12 protein-coding genes are annotated in these 19,853 nt (G+C 53.2%); 3 read left to right on the forward strand and 9 right to left on the reverse strand.

Features of this window, described 5'->3' with window-relative positions; all coding sequences use genetic code 11:
• Nucleotides 1-73: 73 nt before the first annotated feature.
• A complete protein-coding gene (locus tag Pla144_RS10575) occupies nucleotides 74-2,278 on the forward strand; it encodes a TolC family protein (protein WP_146450646.1) in 2,205 nt (734 codons plus the stop codon).
• A gap of 51 nt (nucleotides 2,279-2,329) precedes the next feature.
• Here Pla144_RS10575 and Pla144_RS10580 read toward each other — a convergent pair whose 3' ends face one another.
• The 5 genes from Pla144_RS10580 to Pla144_RS10600 all read right to left on the reverse strand — a co-directional run bounded on the left by Pla144_RS10580 (nucleotide 2,330) and on the right by Pla144_RS10600 (nucleotide 9,690).
• Nucleotides 2,330-3,235 carry a DUF1559 family PulG-like putative transporter gene (locus tag Pla144_RS10580; RefSeq protein WP_146450647.1) on the reverse strand — a complete coding sequence of 302 codons (906 nt, stop codon included), beginning with the start codon at nucleotides 3,233-3,235 and terminating at the stop codon, nucleotides 2,330-2,332.
• A 342-nt stretch (nucleotides 3,236-3,577) separates the two neighbouring features.
• Entirely contained in the window at nucleotides 3,578-5,635 is a 2,058-nt protein-coding gene (locus Pla144_RS10585; RefSeq protein WP_197530564.1) for an AMP-binding protein, read from the reverse strand.
• Between the two features lie 388 nt (nucleotides 5,636-6,023).
• Nucleotides 6,024-6,524: a hypothetical protein gene (locus Pla144_RS10590; RefSeq protein WP_146450649.1), complete on the reverse strand. Its 501-nt coding sequence runs from the start codon at nucleotides 6,522-6,524 to the stop codon at nucleotides 6,024-6,026.
• A gap of 116 nt (nucleotides 6,525-6,640) precedes the next feature.
• The gene (locus tag Pla144_RS10595) at nucleotides 6,641-7,168 is read right to left on the reverse strand and encodes a hypothetical protein (protein WP_146450650.1); all 528 of its coding nucleotides are present in this window, start codon (nucleotides 7,166-7,168) and stop codon (nucleotides 6,641-6,643) included.
• A gap of 116 nt (nucleotides 7,169-7,284) precedes the next feature.
• The gene (locus Pla144_RS10600; RefSeq protein WP_146450651.1) at nucleotides 7,285-9,690 is read right to left on the reverse strand and encodes a helicase HerA domain-containing protein; all 2,406 of its coding nucleotides are present in this window, start codon (nucleotides 9,688-9,690) and stop codon (nucleotides 7,285-7,287) included.
• A 150-nt stretch (nucleotides 9,691-9,840) separates the two neighbouring features.
• Here Pla144_RS10600 and Pla144_RS10605 point away from each other — a divergent pair, with 150 nt between their 5' ends.
• The gene (locus tag Pla144_RS10605) at nucleotides 9,841-10,047 is read left to right on the forward strand and encodes a YrhK family protein (RefSeq protein ID WP_146450652.1); all 207 of its coding nucleotides are present in this window, start codon (nucleotides 9,841-9,843) and stop codon (nucleotides 10,045-10,047) included.
• A gap of 16 nt (nucleotides 10,048-10,063) precedes the next feature.
• On the opposite strand, the gene Pla144_RS10610 is transcribed toward Pla144_RS10605, so the two are convergent.
• A complete protein-coding gene (locus Pla144_RS10610; protein WP_197530565.1) occupies nucleotides 10,064-11,062 on the reverse strand; it encodes a TerC family protein in 999 nt (332 codons plus the stop codon).
• 271 nt (nucleotides 11,063-11,333) lie between these two features.
• Here Pla144_RS10610 and Pla144_RS10615 point away from each other — a divergent pair, with 271 nt between their 5' ends.
• Entirely contained in the window at nucleotides 11,334-11,996 is a 663-nt protein-coding gene (locus tag Pla144_RS10615) for a YqaA family protein (RefSeq protein ID WP_197530566.1), read from the forward strand.
• Nucleotides 11,997-12,145: 149 nt separating this feature from the next.
• On the opposite strand, the gene Pla144_RS10620 is transcribed toward Pla144_RS10615, so the two are convergent.
• The 3 genes from Pla144_RS10620 to Pla144_RS10630 form a co-directional block, all read right to left on the reverse strand.
• A complete protein-coding gene (locus Pla144_RS10620) occupies nucleotides 12,146-16,873 on the reverse strand; it encodes a Calx-beta domain-containing protein (RefSeq protein WP_146450654.1) in 4,728 nt (1,575 codons plus the stop codon).
• Nucleotides 16,874-17,030: 157 nt separating this feature from the next.
• The gene (locus Pla144_RS10625; protein WP_146450655.1) at nucleotides 17,031-18,248 is read right to left on the reverse strand and encodes a DUF1559 family PulG-like putative transporter; all 1,218 of its coding nucleotides are present in this window, start codon (nucleotides 18,246-18,248) and stop codon (nucleotides 17,031-17,033) included.
• Between the two features lie 253 nt (nucleotides 18,249-18,501).
• A complete protein-coding gene (locus Pla144_RS10630) occupies nucleotides 18,502-19,839 on the reverse strand; it encodes an NAD(P)/FAD-dependent oxidoreductase (RefSeq protein WP_146450656.1) in 1,338 nt (445 codons plus the stop codon).
• Nucleotides 19,840-19,853 lie beyond the last annotated feature (14 nt).

Genomic DNA, 19,853 nt, shown 5'->3' on the forward strand with positions numbered 1-19,853 from the left:
AGACCACCCGCTGGGGTAGGTGCATTGCACCGTTTGTAGAGAATTCCGCCTCGTCAGAACGGCAACTGATCGCATGTCAATTTTTTTCCGCTCGCAATTGGCCCTAATTCCGCTCTGCCTGCTGGCAGTGCTGGCGGGATGCCGTTCACGGCGAGATTGCACATTCAAGGCCACCGTCTCGGACGATTGCTATCGAGCTGTTGCAACGGAGATTGAGTATCCCGTGACCCAGTGCAGCAGCATGAGCGAGGATTGGGCCACCTTGGAGCCCTTGTCACTCACGAGTACAGAGCAGCCTGATTACTGGGACGTGAAGCTTGAGAATGTTGTGCAAATGGCACTCTCCCAGTCCAAGGTCTTCCGCGATTTGGGGGGCGTTTTACTGCGTGCTCCCGCGACGGTCGAGACCTACTGGGACCCCGCGATTCGTGAGACTGACCCACGTTTTGGTGTCGACGCCGCGCTGAGTGCCTTCGATGCACAGTTTTCGACAAGTATCTATGGCGAAAAGAACGACCGAGCACTCAACAACGAATTCTTCGGCGGCGGCACGCGTTTGTTGAACCAGGATGCCATCGTGTTTCAGTCCCAGATAGCAAAACAGGCCGTCACTGGCACCAAGTTCGCCTTCCGTCACAACATCGACTACGACGCCAATAACGCGCCGAGCAATCTATTCCCCAGTGCCTGGAATGTGAATTTCGAAACTGAATTTCGCCATCCGCTGCTCCAAGGCAATGGAATGGAATATAACCGCATCGCAGGTCCTACGAACATCCCTGGTTTATACAATGGCGTGTTGATTGCCAGGGTGAACACCGACATCGAGTTGGCGGAATTTGAAATCGGCGTACGCGATCTTGTGAGCAATATCGAAAACGCCTACTGGGATCTCTACTACGCCTACCGTGATCTGGAAACCAAGGTTGCCGCGCGTGATGCGGCCCTGGAAACCTGGCGTCGGATTCATGCCTTATACGAGTCAGGCCGCCGTGGCGGCGAGGCGGAGAAAGAAGCCCAAGCCCGCGAGCAATTCTTTCGTTTCCAGGAAGAAGTACAGAATGCACTAAGTGGCCTGCTTATCGATGGTACCCGTACCGATAACGGCAGTGGTGGTGGCACCTTCCGCGGCAACGGTGGCGTGCAAGTCGCGGAGCGACGTTTGCGCCGTTTGATCGGTTTACCGCCAAGTGACGGGCGACTCTTGCGTCCTGCCGATGAACCACTTACAGCCCCCGTCGATTTTGATTGGACCGAGTCCACTCGCGAAGCGGTCCTCCGCCGGGCTGAATTGCGACGTCAGCGATTCGAAACCCGTCGGTTCGAGCTCGAATCGATTGCCAGTCGAAATCACCTGCTGCCTCAGTTAGACACCGTCGGCCGCTATCGCTGGCGTGGGTTTGGCAATGACCTCCTGGATCCCGATAACAATGGCGTGGGTCCATTTGACAATGCCTACAACAATCTCACGGGTGGTGATTTCCAGGAATGGCAACTGGGTGTGGAACTGAATGTGCCCCTCGGCTATCGACGCGGCTACGCTGCGGTGAAAAATGCCGAACTGCAACTCTGCCGGGCAAGGGCCTTGTTGCGTGAGCAGGAACATCAGGTGCTACACAATCTGGCTGGCGCAGTCGCTGAATTAAAGCGGGCCTACGTGGTTTCGCAAACGACATTCAACCGGCTCGATGCCGCACGGCAACAACTGGCGGCAGTCCAAGCCGCGTTCAACGCGGACAAAGCTCCACTTGATTTACTACTTGAAGCCCAGCGTCAGCTGGCCAACTCGGAGACCCGCTACTTCCGCTCGCTGGCTGAATACGCCGTGGCGGTGAAAAACGTACACTACGCTAAAGGGACGCTACTCGATTACGACGGCGTCTACCTAAGTGAGGGAGGTTGGCCCATGGCCGCCTATCAAGATGCCGCCGTACGTGAGAGTCTTCGTGGTCGACCGAGGGAAATCAATTATGCTTCATCCTTTGCTCCACGAGTAGCTTACGGGCCCTACGAGCAACGGATCGATAGCGTGCATCAACTCCCAGCTTCCACTGAAGAAAAGTCTTTCGAGAGTGAATTGCCGCCTGAGCCAAACCCCGCAGACCTGCAAACATCTGTGCCAATTTGGAAGCCAAATGTAGCTGCGGAGCCGATTCCCACCGGCCCAGAAAACGGTGCCACACTGGCCGGTCATTCAGAGCCAGATGCGCAGGTCGATCCGGTGAGCTTCTCAGAAGTCACGATGCAATCGCTGCCGGAAGTGGGAGAGCAGCATTAAAATGCTTCTAAGTTGAGAGATCGCTCTAACGCTTCGTATATTGTCCATCGGTCACAACGCACTGGTATCAACCACTTGCCCATCGGCAATCGTCGATAGATGCCGAAAGGTCTGTTTGTCGATCGATGTGTTAACGGCAGAGACATGACCATCGAGGAAGGCAAAATGAACTATTTGGCTGTGTTCGCTGCCGAATTTCGTATTGTCCGGGTCATTGCGATCAGACGCCAACCCATTTTGTGTTCCCGCTAGAATTGCTAACGGATTATCCGCCGCAAAGAAAGCCGTGTCTCCCTTGTCGTGATCTTCGAGACCCGGTTCAGAGTCGACTTCGGCAGGAATATGTCGCTCGCCGATGGCAAACGTTTGCGACAAACCATCGATCACTTGCTGTGCCTTGATTTTCGAAAAAGTAAACATAGGACCAACAACAGCACCGATGTCAGGAGTCTCTTCCCAATCTTTGTCAGTGGTACCCCAGTGGTAGTCGAGACCGGCATTGGCAGCGTAATCTCCTCCTGCCGCAACATCTTGAACCGTCGAGGGGCTGTCATTGTTGTCGAAATCACGATCGGCATTGGGCTCTCGCCGCGTCGGACAATAAAAAGTCTCGACGGGAGTTCTCATCGCCTGCGCGTTCCGCTCGTCAAATACTGGCGCTTCTTTCACGAAAGAATCATAAACATTTCCCTGCTCAATGAATGGCAACATATGAAATGCCCAAGAGACACCTTGCTGCCAGTGCGTTTCACGACCCATCGTATAGTGTTGCTTTGTGTCATGATACAGCTGCTCGGAAAGCATCATTTGCTTGAGATTATTCACGCACTGGGAACGGCGCCCAGATTCGCGTGCGGCCTGAATCGCTGGCAACAATAGACCAACGAGCGTACCGATGATGGCAATCACAACAAGCAATTCAACTAGGGTAAAGCCAGATTTTTGCGCAGGTCTCATAGAATCACCTTAGGGTATAAAGGTACAGGTTCAAGGCAGAGTCTTCGCGATAGCGAAGCGATCAAACTTTGGCAGGAAAAAAAACGGTGGGATTGGGGGCGGAGGAAGAAAACTTGCGATGGTAACATGTCTTCGGCGCTAATTTTAGTTGGCGTGCGCCGCCGATGTCAACATTGTTCTGATAAGAATTGCGATAAGATTTCAAGTGGTAATAGGCACTACCGATTTATTCACATGCTAGCAAGACAATTGATCGCCACACACAAGAAAGTCTTCATGATTCCGCTGGAAAGCGAAGAAAACCTCGCATTGATTGCGCGGACTTGCAGCACTTGAAAACCGTTAACGCACCTTACACGCCTGCAGTTCGCCTGCTAGATACTCGGCCAATTCTTTCGGTGAGGGACAACTCCAAATCACCATCGGAGGAGATTGCAAACCAAGTACCTGGTCTAGTTCCTGACTTACTTCTACGGCCGTTAGCGAGTCGATTCCCAATTCAGCAAATGGGGTTTCCGGCTGCATCGAGCCCGGCTGAATATTGGTGCGATTGGCGAGCCATACGACTAACCAATCCTGCAACTGGGATTGGAGTTGCTCGGAACTCATATTGGCAGCATTGGAAAGAAAATCAGGAGACGCGGATCGTTCCAAACTTGGTTCTGCAGGAAGGTCGTCTCCTCCACATAGACGATTAGTCCACTGGGCGGTGATGGCAAGTTCGTTATTCAGAAATTGCTCGCGACACTTTTGCCTTTGCACCTTGCCGCTAGAGGTGATGGGTAGACTTGCAGGACGAATTAGCACAATCGCATGGGGGTCAATCTCATGCTCCTCGACGATGGCAGTGCGGATCGCATGCATCATGGCCTCGTGGTCGGAATTACGGAATTCTCGCCGCCATTGGAACACCAGCACCAATTGCTCCTGCCGATTAACTTCGACAGCAAACGCTGCACCCATGTCCACAGCCTCGTGAGACTGCTGAGCCGTTCGTTCCAGGTCCTGTGGATAGTGATTTCGGCCGCGCACGATGATCACATCCTTCAGGCGGCCCGTGACGTAAAGCTCACCCTCGTAATTGAACCCCAAATCGCCCGTGCGGAGATACTCACCTTCTCCATTATCTGCCAGCCTAGCGCGAAAAGTTGCGTCGTTGGTCAAATCTTGGTTCCAGTAGCCCCGGGCAACCGAGCCTCCCCGCACCCAGATCTCACCGACTTGGTTTTCGTCACAGGACATCAGCGATACCGGGTCCACGATTCGGCATGTAAGTCCCTCGCAGATGGGGCCGCATCCGACCAGGGCTTGGCTGTTTCCGTTGCGTTCAGCGAGGCTGACGACTCGATGCTCTCGCTTGGCATTTCGGTCGACATGCAATATGCGCGGCCCGTCAGGATGCTGCCCACCGGTCACCAGTAAAGTAGTCTCGGCCATACCATAGCAGGGGAAGAACGCACTGCGACGAAAACCAGCGGGCTCGAAAGCCGAGGCAAACTCGTCGAGAGTTGAGGGATTTATTGGCTCAGCCCCACAAAAAGCAAGCCGCCAGTGGCTCAGATCCAAGACAGCACGATCAGCTTCAGTGGTCTTGCGCACGGCCAGTTCATAGCCAAAATTGGGCGAACCACTGATCGCGGCTTGCTTTTCAGACATGAGCTCTAACCAGCGATGCGGCCGGCGAAGAAATGTCGCTGGGGCTATCAGCGTGCTCGTCCCCCCTACAAACATTGGAGTGAGAATCGAACCAATCAGTCCCATATCGTGATAGGCAGGCAGCCAAAAGACTCCCTGCTGATGAACATTCTCTTCCAACGCAAAACCACTTCGGATCGCAGTAAGGTTGTGCAGAATGTTGCCGTGGCTGACCATGACGCCGCGAGGATCGGAAGTCGATCCGGAGGTATACTGCAGAAACGCCAGATCCTCAGCACTACGCGAAACTGCTTCGAAGGAACTTTTTTCTGCCGAGGGGATCAAGTCGGTCGGTTCCCAGCTCAGTTCACTGATTGCGGGAGACTGTTGCTCCAAGCATATCCCTCCGAGAGAAGAACTATGCGTCAGTACAAGACTTGGCTGACAGTCCTCGACTATGGAATCCAAGCGGGGAGAAGGACGGCGTGGCTTGGGATAAGTGGCGGGCACAGGGAGGACCCCTGCATAGATACACCCGAGGAAAGCCGCGATGAATTCCAATCCCGGCGGATAGACCAACAGGACCCGATCACCAAGGTTTACCCGCCGCACAAGCCAGCTACCCAAGGTCCGTGACCTTGCTTCGAGTTCGGCATAGGTCCAACTCTCTTGGTTCCCTTCGTCGTCTTCAAAGACAAATGCTTCCCGCGCGGGATACTGCGAAGCGCGTGTTTGAAGCATCTCGGCCAGATTAGTGAATTTCAAAGCGGACTCTATCGAATTTCCATGCATATCAGTTCACTACAGAGAAGCGTGGTTGCTTGCAATCGTTCTCAGGCAAATTGTTGATTTACTAAATCCATCCGACCAGCCAATTACTCAATCAAGATCCTAATCTGAACACTCTCCCAGGAGAGAGTTTACATCGAAGCAGGCATTTTGCTTAGTCGAGTTGCTTGGTTGAACGACTAGCTTGAGAAGCTGCTGGCAACGCTGGTAACATAAATTAGCGTCTAATGGCCTTTTCTGGCAACTCTTTGGCGTTATTCCACAGCAAGAAATCGGGATTTCCAGCGATACAGACGCGGTGATCCGCGAGAATCCTCACAATGATCAGTGTCGCAGAAGCAACGCGACCAAATCGATGTCATCCTCATTCATCACTTGGCGGCGTTGGCGGGGGATTCTCTGCCCGATTGACTGCCTGTGCGGGGCGTGCTTGGAGCGGTTGATTATTCAAGTATAAGACTCCTCGATAGGAAACGGGGGGATCAGTGTCTCGTAGCGAGAATGTCGGCTGCGCTTCGGTAGCAGCAATAACCAATGGTCGGAATTGAGGATCGATTACTAACAACTGCCTGGCTACTAGCCGTCCAGCGAGTATATCGTTGTTGATATTGCATACTGTGTTGCCTTTGCCATCCCGCAATTGCAAGGAGCCTACTCGTTCGGATAATTGTGTGGGGTCGTGGACATTTGCCTCGGTGAAGCCCAATTCCGCCAGCGTGATATCAGGATTCTGCTGATCGACAATCTGCAGGCTCGCGCAGCGAATCACTTCCGACTCGACCCGCTGCATCAGCTTGTCACGTACGGCTGCCCCCAAGGCAAACATCAACAAGGGATACACGATCCAGCGTTCTCGTTCAGACATGGTGTGTCACTTTCTCTGTGTTTTGCAGGTCGTTTTTCTTAATCTACGAGTGTGGTGGGCACGGCCCACCAGAATGATAACTTGATTTGTATTTTCGTTGCTGGGAGTTGCGTACCCTACGGAGCCCGAGAAAAATAAAGCGCACCTAGTTGGCGATCGGCTCCTGACTCGGTGAGCAGGAATCCGACGATCGTTCCCGCGCGCTCGTCCATTTCGAGTTCAAAATTGCGCACCTCCGGTGAGCCCTCCTCTGCTTCTGCCGGGGTTACTACCTCGATCATGCAACCAGTGGGTGAAGTCTCGATAACACGCCAAGTCGCTGAGATCGCTTCTGACCCGTTGGCTAATGACATCTCGAGGTGTTTGTGATCTACGAAATTGAATCGGACTTCGACGTCATAGGTTTCCCAATCCGTGACGTCCTTAGCCGAGGCCTTTTGCTGCGAGTCGGCGCTCATTGACGAGCGCTTACCATATTTCTCTGCCTCACGCTCAGCCCGCCCTGTCGAAGTGTCGGGACGGCCCACCCAGGAGCCAAGTAGTTCACCAGCTATCTGCTGCTGGCAACCTGCGCTGGAGAGCAGAAGGATCAAGAGAATACTCTTGAGGAAGCAAGAATATCGGCAATGTTGCGATAAAAGCATATGAGGATTTCCGCGGGATAATTAGAATCTAGAACGATGCACTCATTGTAGCGGCCCATCTAAGCTCGACCAATGATGATGTATGATGACCGGAAAAATGCGACGAGAAAGCCGCATTACCACGCTGGTTCTGCGTTTCCGTTTGCACCAAGCTTCCACGGCAACCACACAAGAACGACACGCCCAACATCGATGTCGCTCTTACGGGGAGTCGTCTCTTGCTTTTCCAGCTTGAGATTCGCCGGGTCACACTCTTGCTCGATTTGCTCGATACGGGAGGCAAGCTCTTCCTTGAGCTGCTCGAGTTCTTCCATTTTCGCTTCGAGTTTATCCTGAGCCCGCGATTGCTCGCCCCGCTCTCGCATCGTGCGCTCGACGGCTGTTGTCGGCTGGCGGCGTGAAGAGCGCTTCTTGCCCATGAAACTCATCAGCACGTCAACCACCACCATTAGCATTTCACCCAGGCGAAACCAGAATTGGGATCTTTGCGAACTGAGATAGTCTTCTGCTTTGCGAACATTTGCTTCAGCGCGATCAATTTTCTTGGCGAAGTCTCGCTTCGCTTCCTCAACAAGCTCGGACCGCTTGCGAAGTGCCAACTCACCAAGACGACTTCGGAATTCTGACTCGGATTCTTCAGCTTTGGAAGTAGCGTCCAAGATAGTGCACTTCCAAGTGGTTAGTCGCTCGGTGCGATACAGGTGATCGACCAAGTCATTATCCCAGCGGGTGTAGTTTTTCTGCTGAGTCACGGGCGACGGCAGATCAGCGTACTCCCCTTCAAGTCGGGGTGCGTCTTCCAGCGGTCGTGTGTTCTCCAGCAGCATGGCCGACTTCCACATCGGCTCGGGCAATCGTTCAGCGATCGTTTGCAGAGCGACTAGAATTCGCCAACAGTCCACGTCGGCCGACGCCTGCACAAAATGAAGCTTTGCCTCGCAAGCCAAGCCAGGCCGGTACTGCAGACGGCAATCCTCGGGCAATGCCTCGGCCAGCGGCCAGTACTTCTGCACAATGCTGCCAGAGAGAATCGGTTTCGCACTGGCTTGTGATTTCCCAGGAACTACTTCGGCATTGGGAGCTGCAGAACTTTCCTGGGCAAACTCCGCCCGACGTGGTTGCATGAGGGTACGTATCTGATCGCGCGTGAGTGGTCCCCGCAGGTAGGACATTGCCCAGCGGGTATGGAACACGCGTGGTTGATTCTCATGCACATTGTTCATCAGAAACACTCGCGAGCCCAAGGCCGCCAGGGTCGCTTCCATATCCTTCCGATTGAAGGTCGCACCTGCCTGGGTGGAGGCCCCTTCGAGTCCTTCCAGCACCCGCATCTTATCCCGTTCCGTTTGCAGCCGGCCCAGGAACCAGGTTCCCGCATTCGAGAGTCCCTTGTAATCGAGATCGACCGGATTCTGAGTAGCCAACACCACTCCCAACCCGTAAGCCCGAGCCTGTTTGAGTAGCGTAAGCATCGGTTTCTTACTGGGAGGATTGGCGGTCGGTGGGAAATAGCCAAAAACCTCATCCATGTAAAGAATCGCCCGCAGGCTGCCGGTGCCTGGCTGAGATCGCATCCACGTCACGATTTCATTTAGTAAGATCGTGACAAAGAACATCCGCTCCGACTCGCTCAGATGGGCAATCGACAGTATCGACAGCCGTGGCTTCTTCTCAGTGGTGTAAAGCAATTGCCCCACGTCGAGCGAACTCCCTTCGAGCCAGCTAGCGAACGAAGGGGAAGCCAACAAATTGTTGAGCTTCATTCCCAATTCCAGCCGTGCGGCAGCCGGGAGAAATGTCTCTAGATCAACAATGCCCACCTTGGTAAACGGCGGCTGCTGGATATCGTGAATCAAGCCCGCCAGATCGGGGCTGCGACCGCTGCGCCACGCGTGGTCGAGCACATTGGAGACAAGAATCGCCTCGCGGCTCTTGACGGGGTCAGCCTCCAAACCCAAAAGTGCAAACACCCCCTGGGTAGTCGACTGTACGAGGTCTTGATAGATGTCGGTGTCGTCGATCACTTCCTGCGGCGGGGCATGAAAACTCTTGAGGACCGTGAGTGGGATACCTGCGCTGCTGCCTGGGGTGTAGATCACCTTGTCGACCGCGTCGTTGAATCGCTGGATCCGCTCACCCGATTCGTCCCACTCGGCCAACCCATTGCGCCACAGACTCGCGGTCTTCTCGGCCAATTCGTCGGGCGTGATCTCTTTCTGGGTGGCGACCGAAGGATCGACCCAGGGCCGAAAATCTTCCGGCTTCAATTCGGGAAACGCGAGGAGTAGATTGCCCAGGTCCCCCTTGGGGTCGACGGCAATCACGGGAATACCATCCAGTGCCGCTTCTTCGATCAGCGAGAGACAAAGCCCCGTCTTGCCGCTGCCAGTCATGCCAACGCAGACAGCATGGGTGGTCAAGTCGCTACTGTCGTAGAGCAACTTGGCCGTAGCAACCTTGCGCTGGGCGAGATCATAATCCCGCCCGAGATAAAATGAACCGCGCTGTTCGTAATCTTGCATAGAGGGAGATTGTAGCCAGTTAAAGTAATCCAGAACAAGCGGAATCGTATTTCCCGTGAAAGACTTTCAAGATACTCCCGAGAAGGCACCAATGCTGTTAAATTGCCAAAGCAGTGTTGGATCAAATTCTGTTTTAAGGACCCTTCATTCATGAAGCGATTTATCCGCCAATTTTTTGATCGTTATCGTTGGTTCTTTGTTGCCGAGGGAGTCTTCGGTAATTTTCTTTTTTTTGTGGGGAGCGTGCTTTTCTTATGGCCTGGCACAACGCGATTTGGCGTGTGGTTGTTTATTGCTGGCTCGGGTTCGATGCTCGTAAGCAGTATCGCTACGGCAGTCGCTGAATACACCCAATGAAATGCAAGCAAAAACTTCAGAGCACGGTATCATCATCGGAGTGGAACGTGTCTTGACGAAGACGGTCTCGGCGATCAGCTTCGAGTGAGGCTACGACCCCGGTTGAGAGAATCCCCGCGATGATTCCCAGGGACACGCCGTTGGGGATCGTGAAATAGTGGGAGAGCAGCATCTTAAAGCCCACATAGGCCAGCAGCACGATGATGCTAGGCTTGAGATAGCGGAATTTTTCGATCATGCTGCCGAGGACAAAGTACAGCGACCTCAATCCTAGTATCGCAAAAATGTTTGACGTGAATACGATAAAGGGATCGCGTGTGACGGCAAACACGGCGGGGATCGAATCGACCGCGAACATCACATCGCTGCTCTCCACCAGCACCAGGGCTAACAACAAGGGAGTAGCCGTGGTCTTGTCGGCTATCGTGACGAAAAAATGATGCCCGTGGAATTCGTGGGTTACAGGAAAAAACTTTTTCGTGAGATTGATGAGCGGATTGTGTTCGGGGCTGAATGCTTCTTCGCGGGTGAAGAGCATCTTGGCAGCAGAGAAAATCAGGAATGCGCCGAAGACATAGATGATCCACTCAAAACGGGCGATCAGTACGCTTCCCAAAGCGATCATGATGCCGCGCAGCACGACTGCCCCAAAAATGCCCCAGAACAGCACTCGATGCTGCAAAGCGAGCGGGACGTGAAAATAAGCAAATATCATCGCAATGACGAACAGATTGTCCATCGACAGCGACTTCTCCACGACGTACCCTGTGAAAAAGTCTAAAGCTGCCTCGGAGCCCGTCGAGTGGTGCGATGCGTAGTCCGTCCAGCCCAACCAGTTGTGCTCGTACAGCCCATAAACGAAAATATTAAATACCAGGGCGGCCGCGATCCAGACGCATGTCCAACTGAGGGCCTGCTTGAAAGAAAGCACCGTGTCCCGACGGTGAAACAGGCCTAAATCCAAGAACAGCAGCACCGCAATCAGTGCCAAAAATCCCAGCCAAATAGTGATCACAGCGTTGCCAATCAAATTGCGGTTGTCTGAGGACCGCCAACTGGTGAAGCTAAGGAGCCTGCTGGCGTGCGACTCACAGTGTAATTGGTTGTGAGAACATTGAGCAATGACTCGAATTTTTGTGCTAGAGTTGTAGCTTTCAGGCGAAAGGTGGATTCCTTTGCAACCACTGAGAAAGCGGATCGGCGCTAGCCGCCGGTAGCAAAAGACAACCGTTGGCTAGCGCCAATCCCCTAACATTTTCGAACCAGATCCTCAGAAAAGTAGTGCCATGGAAGCCGAAAACATCGAGGGCAATGCTGCTAGCAAAGGTCAGACGGCATCGCGTTCAGCTGGCCCCGTACGCCGACTCTACAACTGGATGCTCTCCTGGGCCGAGACCCCTTATGGCACCCCTGCCCTGTTTTTGATCTCTTTTGCGGAGAGTTCTTTCTTTCCCTTGCCACCCGATTTGCTGCAAATTGCGTTGTCGGTCTCCAAACCGCGGCGCTCCTTTTTCTATGCGGCCGTGAGTGCAGTTGGCTCTGTGCTGGGCGGAATCGTCGGCTGGCTGATCGGCTTCGCGGCATGGGCAGCGCTGGGAAGTTTCTTTTACAGCTATGTGCCAGGTGTCACGCCCGAGCGGATTGATTATGTGGGGAAACTTTACGAAGCGAACGCCTTCTGGGCCATCCTTGCCGCCGCATTCACGCCAATCCCCTACAAGGTGTTCACGATCTCGGCCGGGATCTTCAGTCAGTATGTCTCGCTGGAGACATTGATTCTCGCCTCGGCACTGGGCCGGTCGGCCCGCTTCTTCCTGGTGGCCACCTGCCTCTGGTGGTTTGGTCCGACAGTGCGAACAATTCTCGAACGCCACTTCGAGTGGATCACACTTGCACTCTTCGCGCTACTAATTGGTGGCTTCTTTGCAATCAAGCTGCTGGCGCATTAGTTTCTTGGCAAAAGACATGTGCGACCCGCGGCCAAAGAGTTCAATAATGTTCAGTCTCATAAACAAACCCACCTCTCCAAATTATTTGGAGAGGCGGGATGTTTGTGAAAACTACTAAGCAAAACGAATCTCTGCGCGATTTTAGAGGCTTACACGGCTGCGAAGGTCAATTCGTCCCAGACTGCAAAAGCTTCATCGAAGGCTTTTTCTTCCTCTTCCTCTGAACCGAATGAGGCAATCGAATCGTCTTGCTGGCTATTGAACAATGCATCGACTGAGTCTGTCAGAGCTGCCTGCGAAGGCTCGGTATCAAACACATCCTCCAGAGCTGCATCGGTTACCTCTGAGGTGGCCAAGGCTGTTGGAATCGCCAACCAGGTATTGCCAGTGAGTGCAAACGAAGTTGTTACTTCTTCAGTGGCTGCTTGCGTTTCGCCGTCCTCCACACCAAGGGCAAGCAATGGGCTTGTACCATATTGCCCTTGCCAAACAGCGAGGTCAGCCCCATCGACGTCAGCATCGTTGTCGGCGTCGCCATCGGTTTTCGCTGCGGGTGATGTGCCATAGCCTCGTAACCAGGATAGGAAGTCACGTCCATCGATATCGCCGTCCCCGTCAAAGTCGGCTGAATTCGCGGATGCGGCAATCGTGATCTGAACACTGCTAACCGTGTCACTGCCGGTAGTGCCGTTGCCTGAGACGTCAACGGCTCGGCCATTACCAACCAACCCGTTACCGACAAAATTGAGATTGTAAGTACCGGCTGGAAGTTGACCACCAATTGTTTGAGCACCTGTGAAGCTCAAGGAGAGTGTGTTTGTTCCATAACCGGTAACTTGTGGGAACTGATCGATGCCGGGGACGGGGTTGCCACTTATGTTGGTAATACTGATGCCGGCACCCGCTTCGTTAATACTGAGATCTCCAAGAACAACCTGCTGTATAGTTCCAGTGAAGCTAACCTGCACACCGCCAGTCGTGGACACGGTACCCAAGCTTACTAGAGGATTCTGAGCATTCGTACCGGTATTCAGGAGGCCAGGTGTTGCGGCAGCTCCCGGTGACGGCAATCCCTGAGAGAACGCTTGGGTGTATACCAAGGCATCATCACCGGCGATCAGATCGCCAGCATACCAACTGGCTGCATTGTTGCGAGCGGTCGAATTGGGAAGCCGGCTAAGAGCATCGTAGGACTCTACCGGATTCGTAATGATCGTATTCGAACCACCACCGTAAGTCGTATCTTCAGCACTGTTATCCTTGATTCCAATCGAGTCCACGATACTAGCACCGAGAGGCAAATCCAATCCGCCGTCGTTGTCCCAATCGTAGTCATAATTGCCTACGTAGAGTTCTCTGAGCGGGCTGTAAATCAAGGCGTATGTCGAGGTACCATTGTCATTGCCTCCTACGAACTCGACGTCAAGTTCTGGAAGACCTATGAACGTCGTCCCAGCGGGAATATCCCAGGTGAAGTTGTTCTGAGATCCGATCAAGACGGTGCCGTTGGCACCTATTTCGTATTGCCCCAGGTCAACCACCAAATTGGTAGCACCCTCGTCATCACCGACATCTCCACCAATTACCACGGCATACCATGAACCCAAACCGGCCCCTGGTGTGCCGACTAGCTCAATAAACTCGGCACCACCATCATTTCCAGGTTGATTGTAGACCACTTCGCTCATCAATACATGTGGCGAAGTCGTTGATGAGTCGTTATCACGAATCGTGAGAATTGAGCTACCCAAAACGGGAGAGATGGTTGCACCTATCGACGGGCTGTTCAGAGTGATGTTGAAGGTCTCGTTCTTTTCGATCAGAGTATCCTGAACCGTTGCCACGTTGAAGGTCTTCGACAATTCATTGGCAGCAAAGTTCAAAGTTCCCGACAGGGGACCGGTCAGGTCGCCCAAGGACCCTGTTCCAGGCGTAACTGCCCAGCTCACAGAAGCGGCTCCAGTAGTCCCCCCGACCCTTTGAACAGTGACCGTAGCCGTAGATCCCTCGTTGACGATTACTTGATCGGAGGAAAGCTGGAATTCTCCTTCACCGCTAGTGGCGCTGGGGTTTGTGTAGAGAATAGTCAGTTCTGGTGCGAAGGGATTCTGGCTGCCATCGCGAGAGGAGCCAATCGTCCAGCTTTCCAGCGAATCGTTGACGATCACCCAGCCATGGTTTTCCATTGAACCGTTGGCCCAGGCTTGGAGCGTTGCGACATTCAAGGGAACTTGCACTTTGCCAGCTTGTCCTGGAGTGGTGACGCGGCTATCTGCTCTGGCTGCGGCTTCGGAGCCTTCCAGTGTTACACCATTGACGATGGTCCCTGCCTGGCCACCGTTAGGCAGGGTCCAAGTGGCAAAGCCGTCCCAATCCTGAAGCATGGGGACAAATCGGATGTCGGCCTCTTGCGAGGATGGGCTCAAGACATTAACCGTCATAAACGCACCAAAGATTTGAGCGCCTTCGGGCACCTGCCCTGGAGCATTTCCAAAGATATTATCGAACCTAATCAGGCCCTGTTGTGGGCGGATATCTGCTCCTTCGGGAGCACCCTCGCCTTCACCAGCTGCATTGTCGGCAGTGATCGTTTCAGCCAGCAAGAAGAAGGAGTTTGGCAGCGAGGCATCAATGTAGGTATCGACCGTACTATTGAATCCATTGACATTCTGCTGGAATTTAGCGGCCTCCACATCGGCGTCGTTGATCGTGACGACGGCTGGGCTGCCGACGATCAGAAACGGCTCGTCCACGCTTGTCAAGCGAATGCTAAACGTCTCAAAGCCTTCAGGGACTCCATCATCATTGATGGTGACAGTGATCGGCTGGGTGGCAACTCCCACACCGAAGTTGAGTACGCCTGACTTGCCGACAAAGTCGCTCCCCGCCTGGGCAGTGCCGTTAACTGTCTCGAAGCCGACGTTAATCGCGGAAGTCAGATCACCCGAGCGTGTCACAGTAAATGTGGCCTGTCCGGAGGTTTCATCGACACTTACCAAGTCGGCCGTTACCTCCACGTTTCGGAGGATGTTGTGAGCTCCAGGGGTTAAGACCGCACCTTGAGGTGCCACGACACTAATGAAAATTGAACCGTTCAAGTACTGAATTGGATTGTTAGTAACCTGAGTATTGACGATATCTCCGTTGTACCAGGCACCGATCGTGTTCGATTGAAAATTGTTAAAACGACGTGTGATAGCGTCGGGAGTAACGCCACTGCTGTTAGGAAGTCCTTGAGGCTGATGAATATGGATACCAGGTAGACCCAACTCGGGGGAAGTCACCGTGCGGTCGCGATCGGAACCCCCTTCGACAACACCGACTGTATCGACGATTTGAGCTGTTCCATCGAGGAAGATCGGATGGTCTAGCAAACCGACACCCAAGCCAGTTTCGGTAAGATCGTTTGTGGTCGCATAGGAACCAACCGTGTCGTAATCGGTGCCTTCCACTAGAGGCACACTACTTCGAATCAAAGCGTAAGTTTGTGAGGCATCTTCCAGCACACCACCATTTCCATCTAACCTTGAAGTCGCAAACACGGCAGTCCCTGGTGCTGCCGTGTATGCCCAGTTGGTGGGAGTGATAACCAGCAGGCCATTCGATCCAAAAGACTTCCCAGTCAGATCGATCACAATATCAGCGATACCTGATCCGGCCCCGAAGCCGCCGTTCTCCTCTTCCTCACCCTCAAAAACTACGAAGTAGTAGCCGTCGAGCGAGGCTCCCGGAGTACCTATCAGCTCGATGTACTCTCGATTTGTTTCATCAATCGTGATCGTATTCTCATTGGGATCATCCGACACATTGGCGAGAATTTCATTGATCAAAGCATCGTCATCGGCAATCGTTGCAGTAGCGACCGAGTCGCCAAGGGTTGCTCCCCCAGTTGGATTGGAAAGCGTGACGGTAAAATTCTCATTCCCTTCGAGTGCCGTGTCTCCGATAATCTCTACTGCAATCGACGCTGAAGTTTGACCGTCGGCAAAATTTACTACGCCGTTGGCAAGAACAAAATCTGTTCCTGCCGCCGCCGAACCTGCGGTCAGCGAATAGTTGGCCGACACTGCACCGGTGACACCTCCGAGTCGGCTCACGTTGATCATCGCGATCGTATTGCCGCTGTTCCCTTCAGCAAAGCGAGGTTTGGTATTCAATAGAGTTATCTGGCCTGCGCCAGAAGGAGCGGTCCAATTGACAGTGAGTTTGGGGCGATTGGCCTGAGCCGCTTCTGAGGTTTCAAAATCCCACCCATCCGTGGCGGCACTCTCTATCATCCAACCATTATTCGCTTGACCGGCCGACCAACTCTGCAATGAAAGAGTCACATCGATACTCTTGACCCCTGTTGATGGATCGAACAGCACAAAGTCTGGAGGGAGATCGGTGGCCTCATTTTCTGAGGCCTGAACACCGCCTATCTCACCGAAACTATTCCAAGTGGCCGTATTCTCGGTCCAGGGGGTAAGCATCCGGTAGAAGCTCATCTGCATACCCGAACGCGATGGATTGACAACGCTTAGGTCAATCGAGGCACTATTGATGGTAGCTCCCAATGGAATCTGCCCAGGTCCATTGCCAAAAATACCATCGAATTGCAGCAGAGCCTGTCGAACACCATTGGCATCCTGCTGGTCAGGACTAATGCTGACTTCGCCGCCAAAATTCACATCGGGACTGATTGAGAATATTCCCGTATCACGTGTACCTTGATAGCCCCCGGCAATGTCTTGAAAGGAAGTAACCGCCATGAGGCGGCGATCTTCTAGATTCTCGAAAGTGAGGCTAGAACGACGCCCGTTGAATGATTTAGCACTTTTATTCGACTTGCGATTCCGTCGTTTGCCAAAGTTTGAGGACTTCGATTTGCGAGACATAAGAAAGTTCCTTCAATGAAGTTGTAGTTAATGAGTGCGAGAAAGGACTAATTACCTGGTAAAGTTGTCAGCGCTTAGTTTTTATTACTCAAATGTGAAAGTTTGACGGTTGTAGTTGTGAAAAATTGATGAATTAGAAGCTGGATAGAAAAAATCATCAGCCGCCGTCCACGACTTCACCCCCTGCGCGAGTACACATAGCTTGCCAAACAACTCCATCAATTTCATTTTCGACGAAGCGGACCGAGGCATCAGCCATAGCAGCATTGACACCTTGGCTGTGGCGACTCCGAGCAGCAGCATAGTTGTTGCCGCCGCTACTCTCAGCCGATCGCTCCTCGCAAGGCATATCGCTCCATTCGGCAGTCTCTCTAATGCCTGTGCCGCAAGCTGGGATAATATCTGGCTCCTTGGAATTGGGGGTCTGATACCCCATGAAAGCTCCGGCTCCCGCACTAGGAATCATCCACACCCCTCGCCAGTCGTCATTTCCTGATCCCTCGTCACCGGTTTTGGTGGGAGAGGATCCATCCCAAGTTAGAACCTCACTTAAGAGAACAGTGTTTGATAGACCATCGCTGATTTGTGCCGGCTTGGTCCCTCTTCCCAGGCGCGCTCCGGCAGGAAATTTTTGGATTCGCACCATACTGAAAGAGCCCGCCAGATACTCCGGCGGAGCCGAAACGAGTCTGCCCGTCCCGTTTTCTCTTCTCACCGGAGCACCCGCGAGAGCAGCGGCATCGTTTGATTCCAGGGGCACGGCGTGCATCATATAACCCCCTCCAAAGCAAGCCACGTAATTACCTTTTACTAGATTACCCAAGCTGGTTCCGCTCGTTCCATCATCGTCGTCGTTGTAAACAAGGCTCGTGTCTGACCCAGCACTTGGGCAGAGGAACGTTTGATTATTCTTCCCTCCCAAGCCAAACTCGTCACCGCGCTTCGCATCCCAGTTGTCCATGGGATTCGCTTCTTGAAGATCTTCTGGGAAAGTTTTCAGAGCACGGCTGGCAAGATTTGCCAGAGAACCTTGTTCGATGTATCCCAAGAGTTGAACGGCCCAGTCAGGACCGTAGCACTCGCAACCCTTCTGAGTTCCGGCAACAATGAAGGAAGATTTATTCGCCTGCCCGCCGGGAAAGCTGCTCTGGATGTCTACGCATGTTGGCCCTCCCGGCGGGAAAAATGTATTCGCCGACTCAAAATTCGAGCAAGATAGAGCGATTTGCTTCAAGTTGTTCGTGCAAGAGGAACGCCGTGCCGCCTCACGAGCGGCTTGAATCGCGGGCAGTAGCAGGGCCACGAGAACGCCAATGATGGCAATTACCACTAAGAGTTCAACCAACGTGAATCCCGGGGGAGAGGCTTTTTTCATTGAGGAAATCCTTATCTCATAAAGCGAAAATCGATGGCGGGACCAGCCTAGCCGCCCGAACTTAGGATTGGAGGTGACCGAAAACTAATGCAGTGGGGCGGTCTTCAAATCCAGATAGCACGGATTCTAAAAAGCAATTGCGAAGATCGTGCTTGGAATTCGTGAATTCCTTATTAGCTTTTTGTGAAGAGGTGAAGTTGGGAGAACCAACTCTGTTGCGCAAAGAAATGCGCGAGATGTGCTCTTCAATTCATCATTTACGAGGGGTTGAAGCAGCTTCGGAAGTCGCAATACCCTTCGAATCCTGCCCAGTAATTAATCGTGCCGAGCGATCATAGGTAAAGTAGCTCCATCCCCACTGCATGAGTACCAACAAACGGTTGCGGAAGGTGACTATCTTCATCAAATGGATCACAAGCCAAAGTATCCAGGCAAACAAACCGGAGAAATGGAAACGACCTATCTCGCCGACGGCAGCGCTTCGGCCGATTGTTGCCAGACTCCCCAGATGCCGATATTGGTAATCAGTGGTCGGGCGATTCTTAAGGCGTTCGCGGATGAGCTTTGCGGCATATTTTCCTTGCGAGATCGCCACCGGAGCTACTCCTGGCAGAGGATTACCGGATTGGTCATGGCACTTGGCCATATCTCCCAGTACTAGAATCTCGGGATGACCTGGCAAAGAGAGATCAGCCTCAACTGTAATCCGACCGGCACGATCGAGTTCGGCGCCTGTAGCGGTAGCCAAGATCTTGGCTAGTGGTGAGGCCTCCACACCGGCTGCCCAAAGAACCGTTTTCGTGGGGATTGTCTCTTCACCATTGTCCGTCTTGATAGTCACCGTAGAATCGGTGATCTGCTCGACCATGGAATTCGTGCGTACAGTGACTCCCAGTTTTTCGAGCGCAAGCTGACACTTCTTCGACAGATCGGGCGGATACGCGAGGAGTACCCTTTCGCCCCCCTCGATCAGTAAGATTCGGGCATCCGAAGGATTGATGCGATGAAAGTCTTCTTTCAAACTGTGTCGAGCAATCTCCGCAAGGGAACCTGCAAGTTCCACACCCGTCGGCCCTGCTCCGACGATCACGAAGTTTAACAAGGAGCGTCGCCTCGTCGCATCCTCTGTGAGTTCTGCGGCTTCGAAAGCAGAAAGTAATCGCCGGCGAATCTCTGTGGCGTCTTCAACTGTTTTCAACCCAGGTGCCAAGGATTCCCACTCCGGATGGCCAAAGTAGCTATGTCGAGCCCCGGCAGCAACCACCAGCGTATCGTAGTTCAAATCACCACTCGCCAGACACACTGCACGCCGTTCGGCGTCGATATCCGTCACCTCCTCCATGAGAACTTGGCAGTTGGCTTGCTTGCCAAGCAGGCCACGCAAAGGGGCTGCGATATTCGCAGGCGACAGGCCGCCGGTCGCCACCTGATAGAGCAACGGCTGAAACAAATGGAAGTTGCGGCGATCGATGAGCGTGACGTCGACTGGTGCGCGGCGCAATCCCCTAGCAGCACTGAAGCCGCCAAATCCACCGCCAATGATGACCACTTGCGGTCGCCGAGTTTCTGAGCTGGTTGGAGGGGTCGTCACGAATATTTTTACTC

The organism is Bythopirellula polymerisocia (genome assembly GCF_007860015.1).
In the GTDB taxonomy this organism is placed as follows: domain Bacteria; phylum Planctomycetota; class Planctomycetia; order Pirellulales; family Lacipirellulaceae; genus Bythopirellula; species Bythopirellula polymerisocia.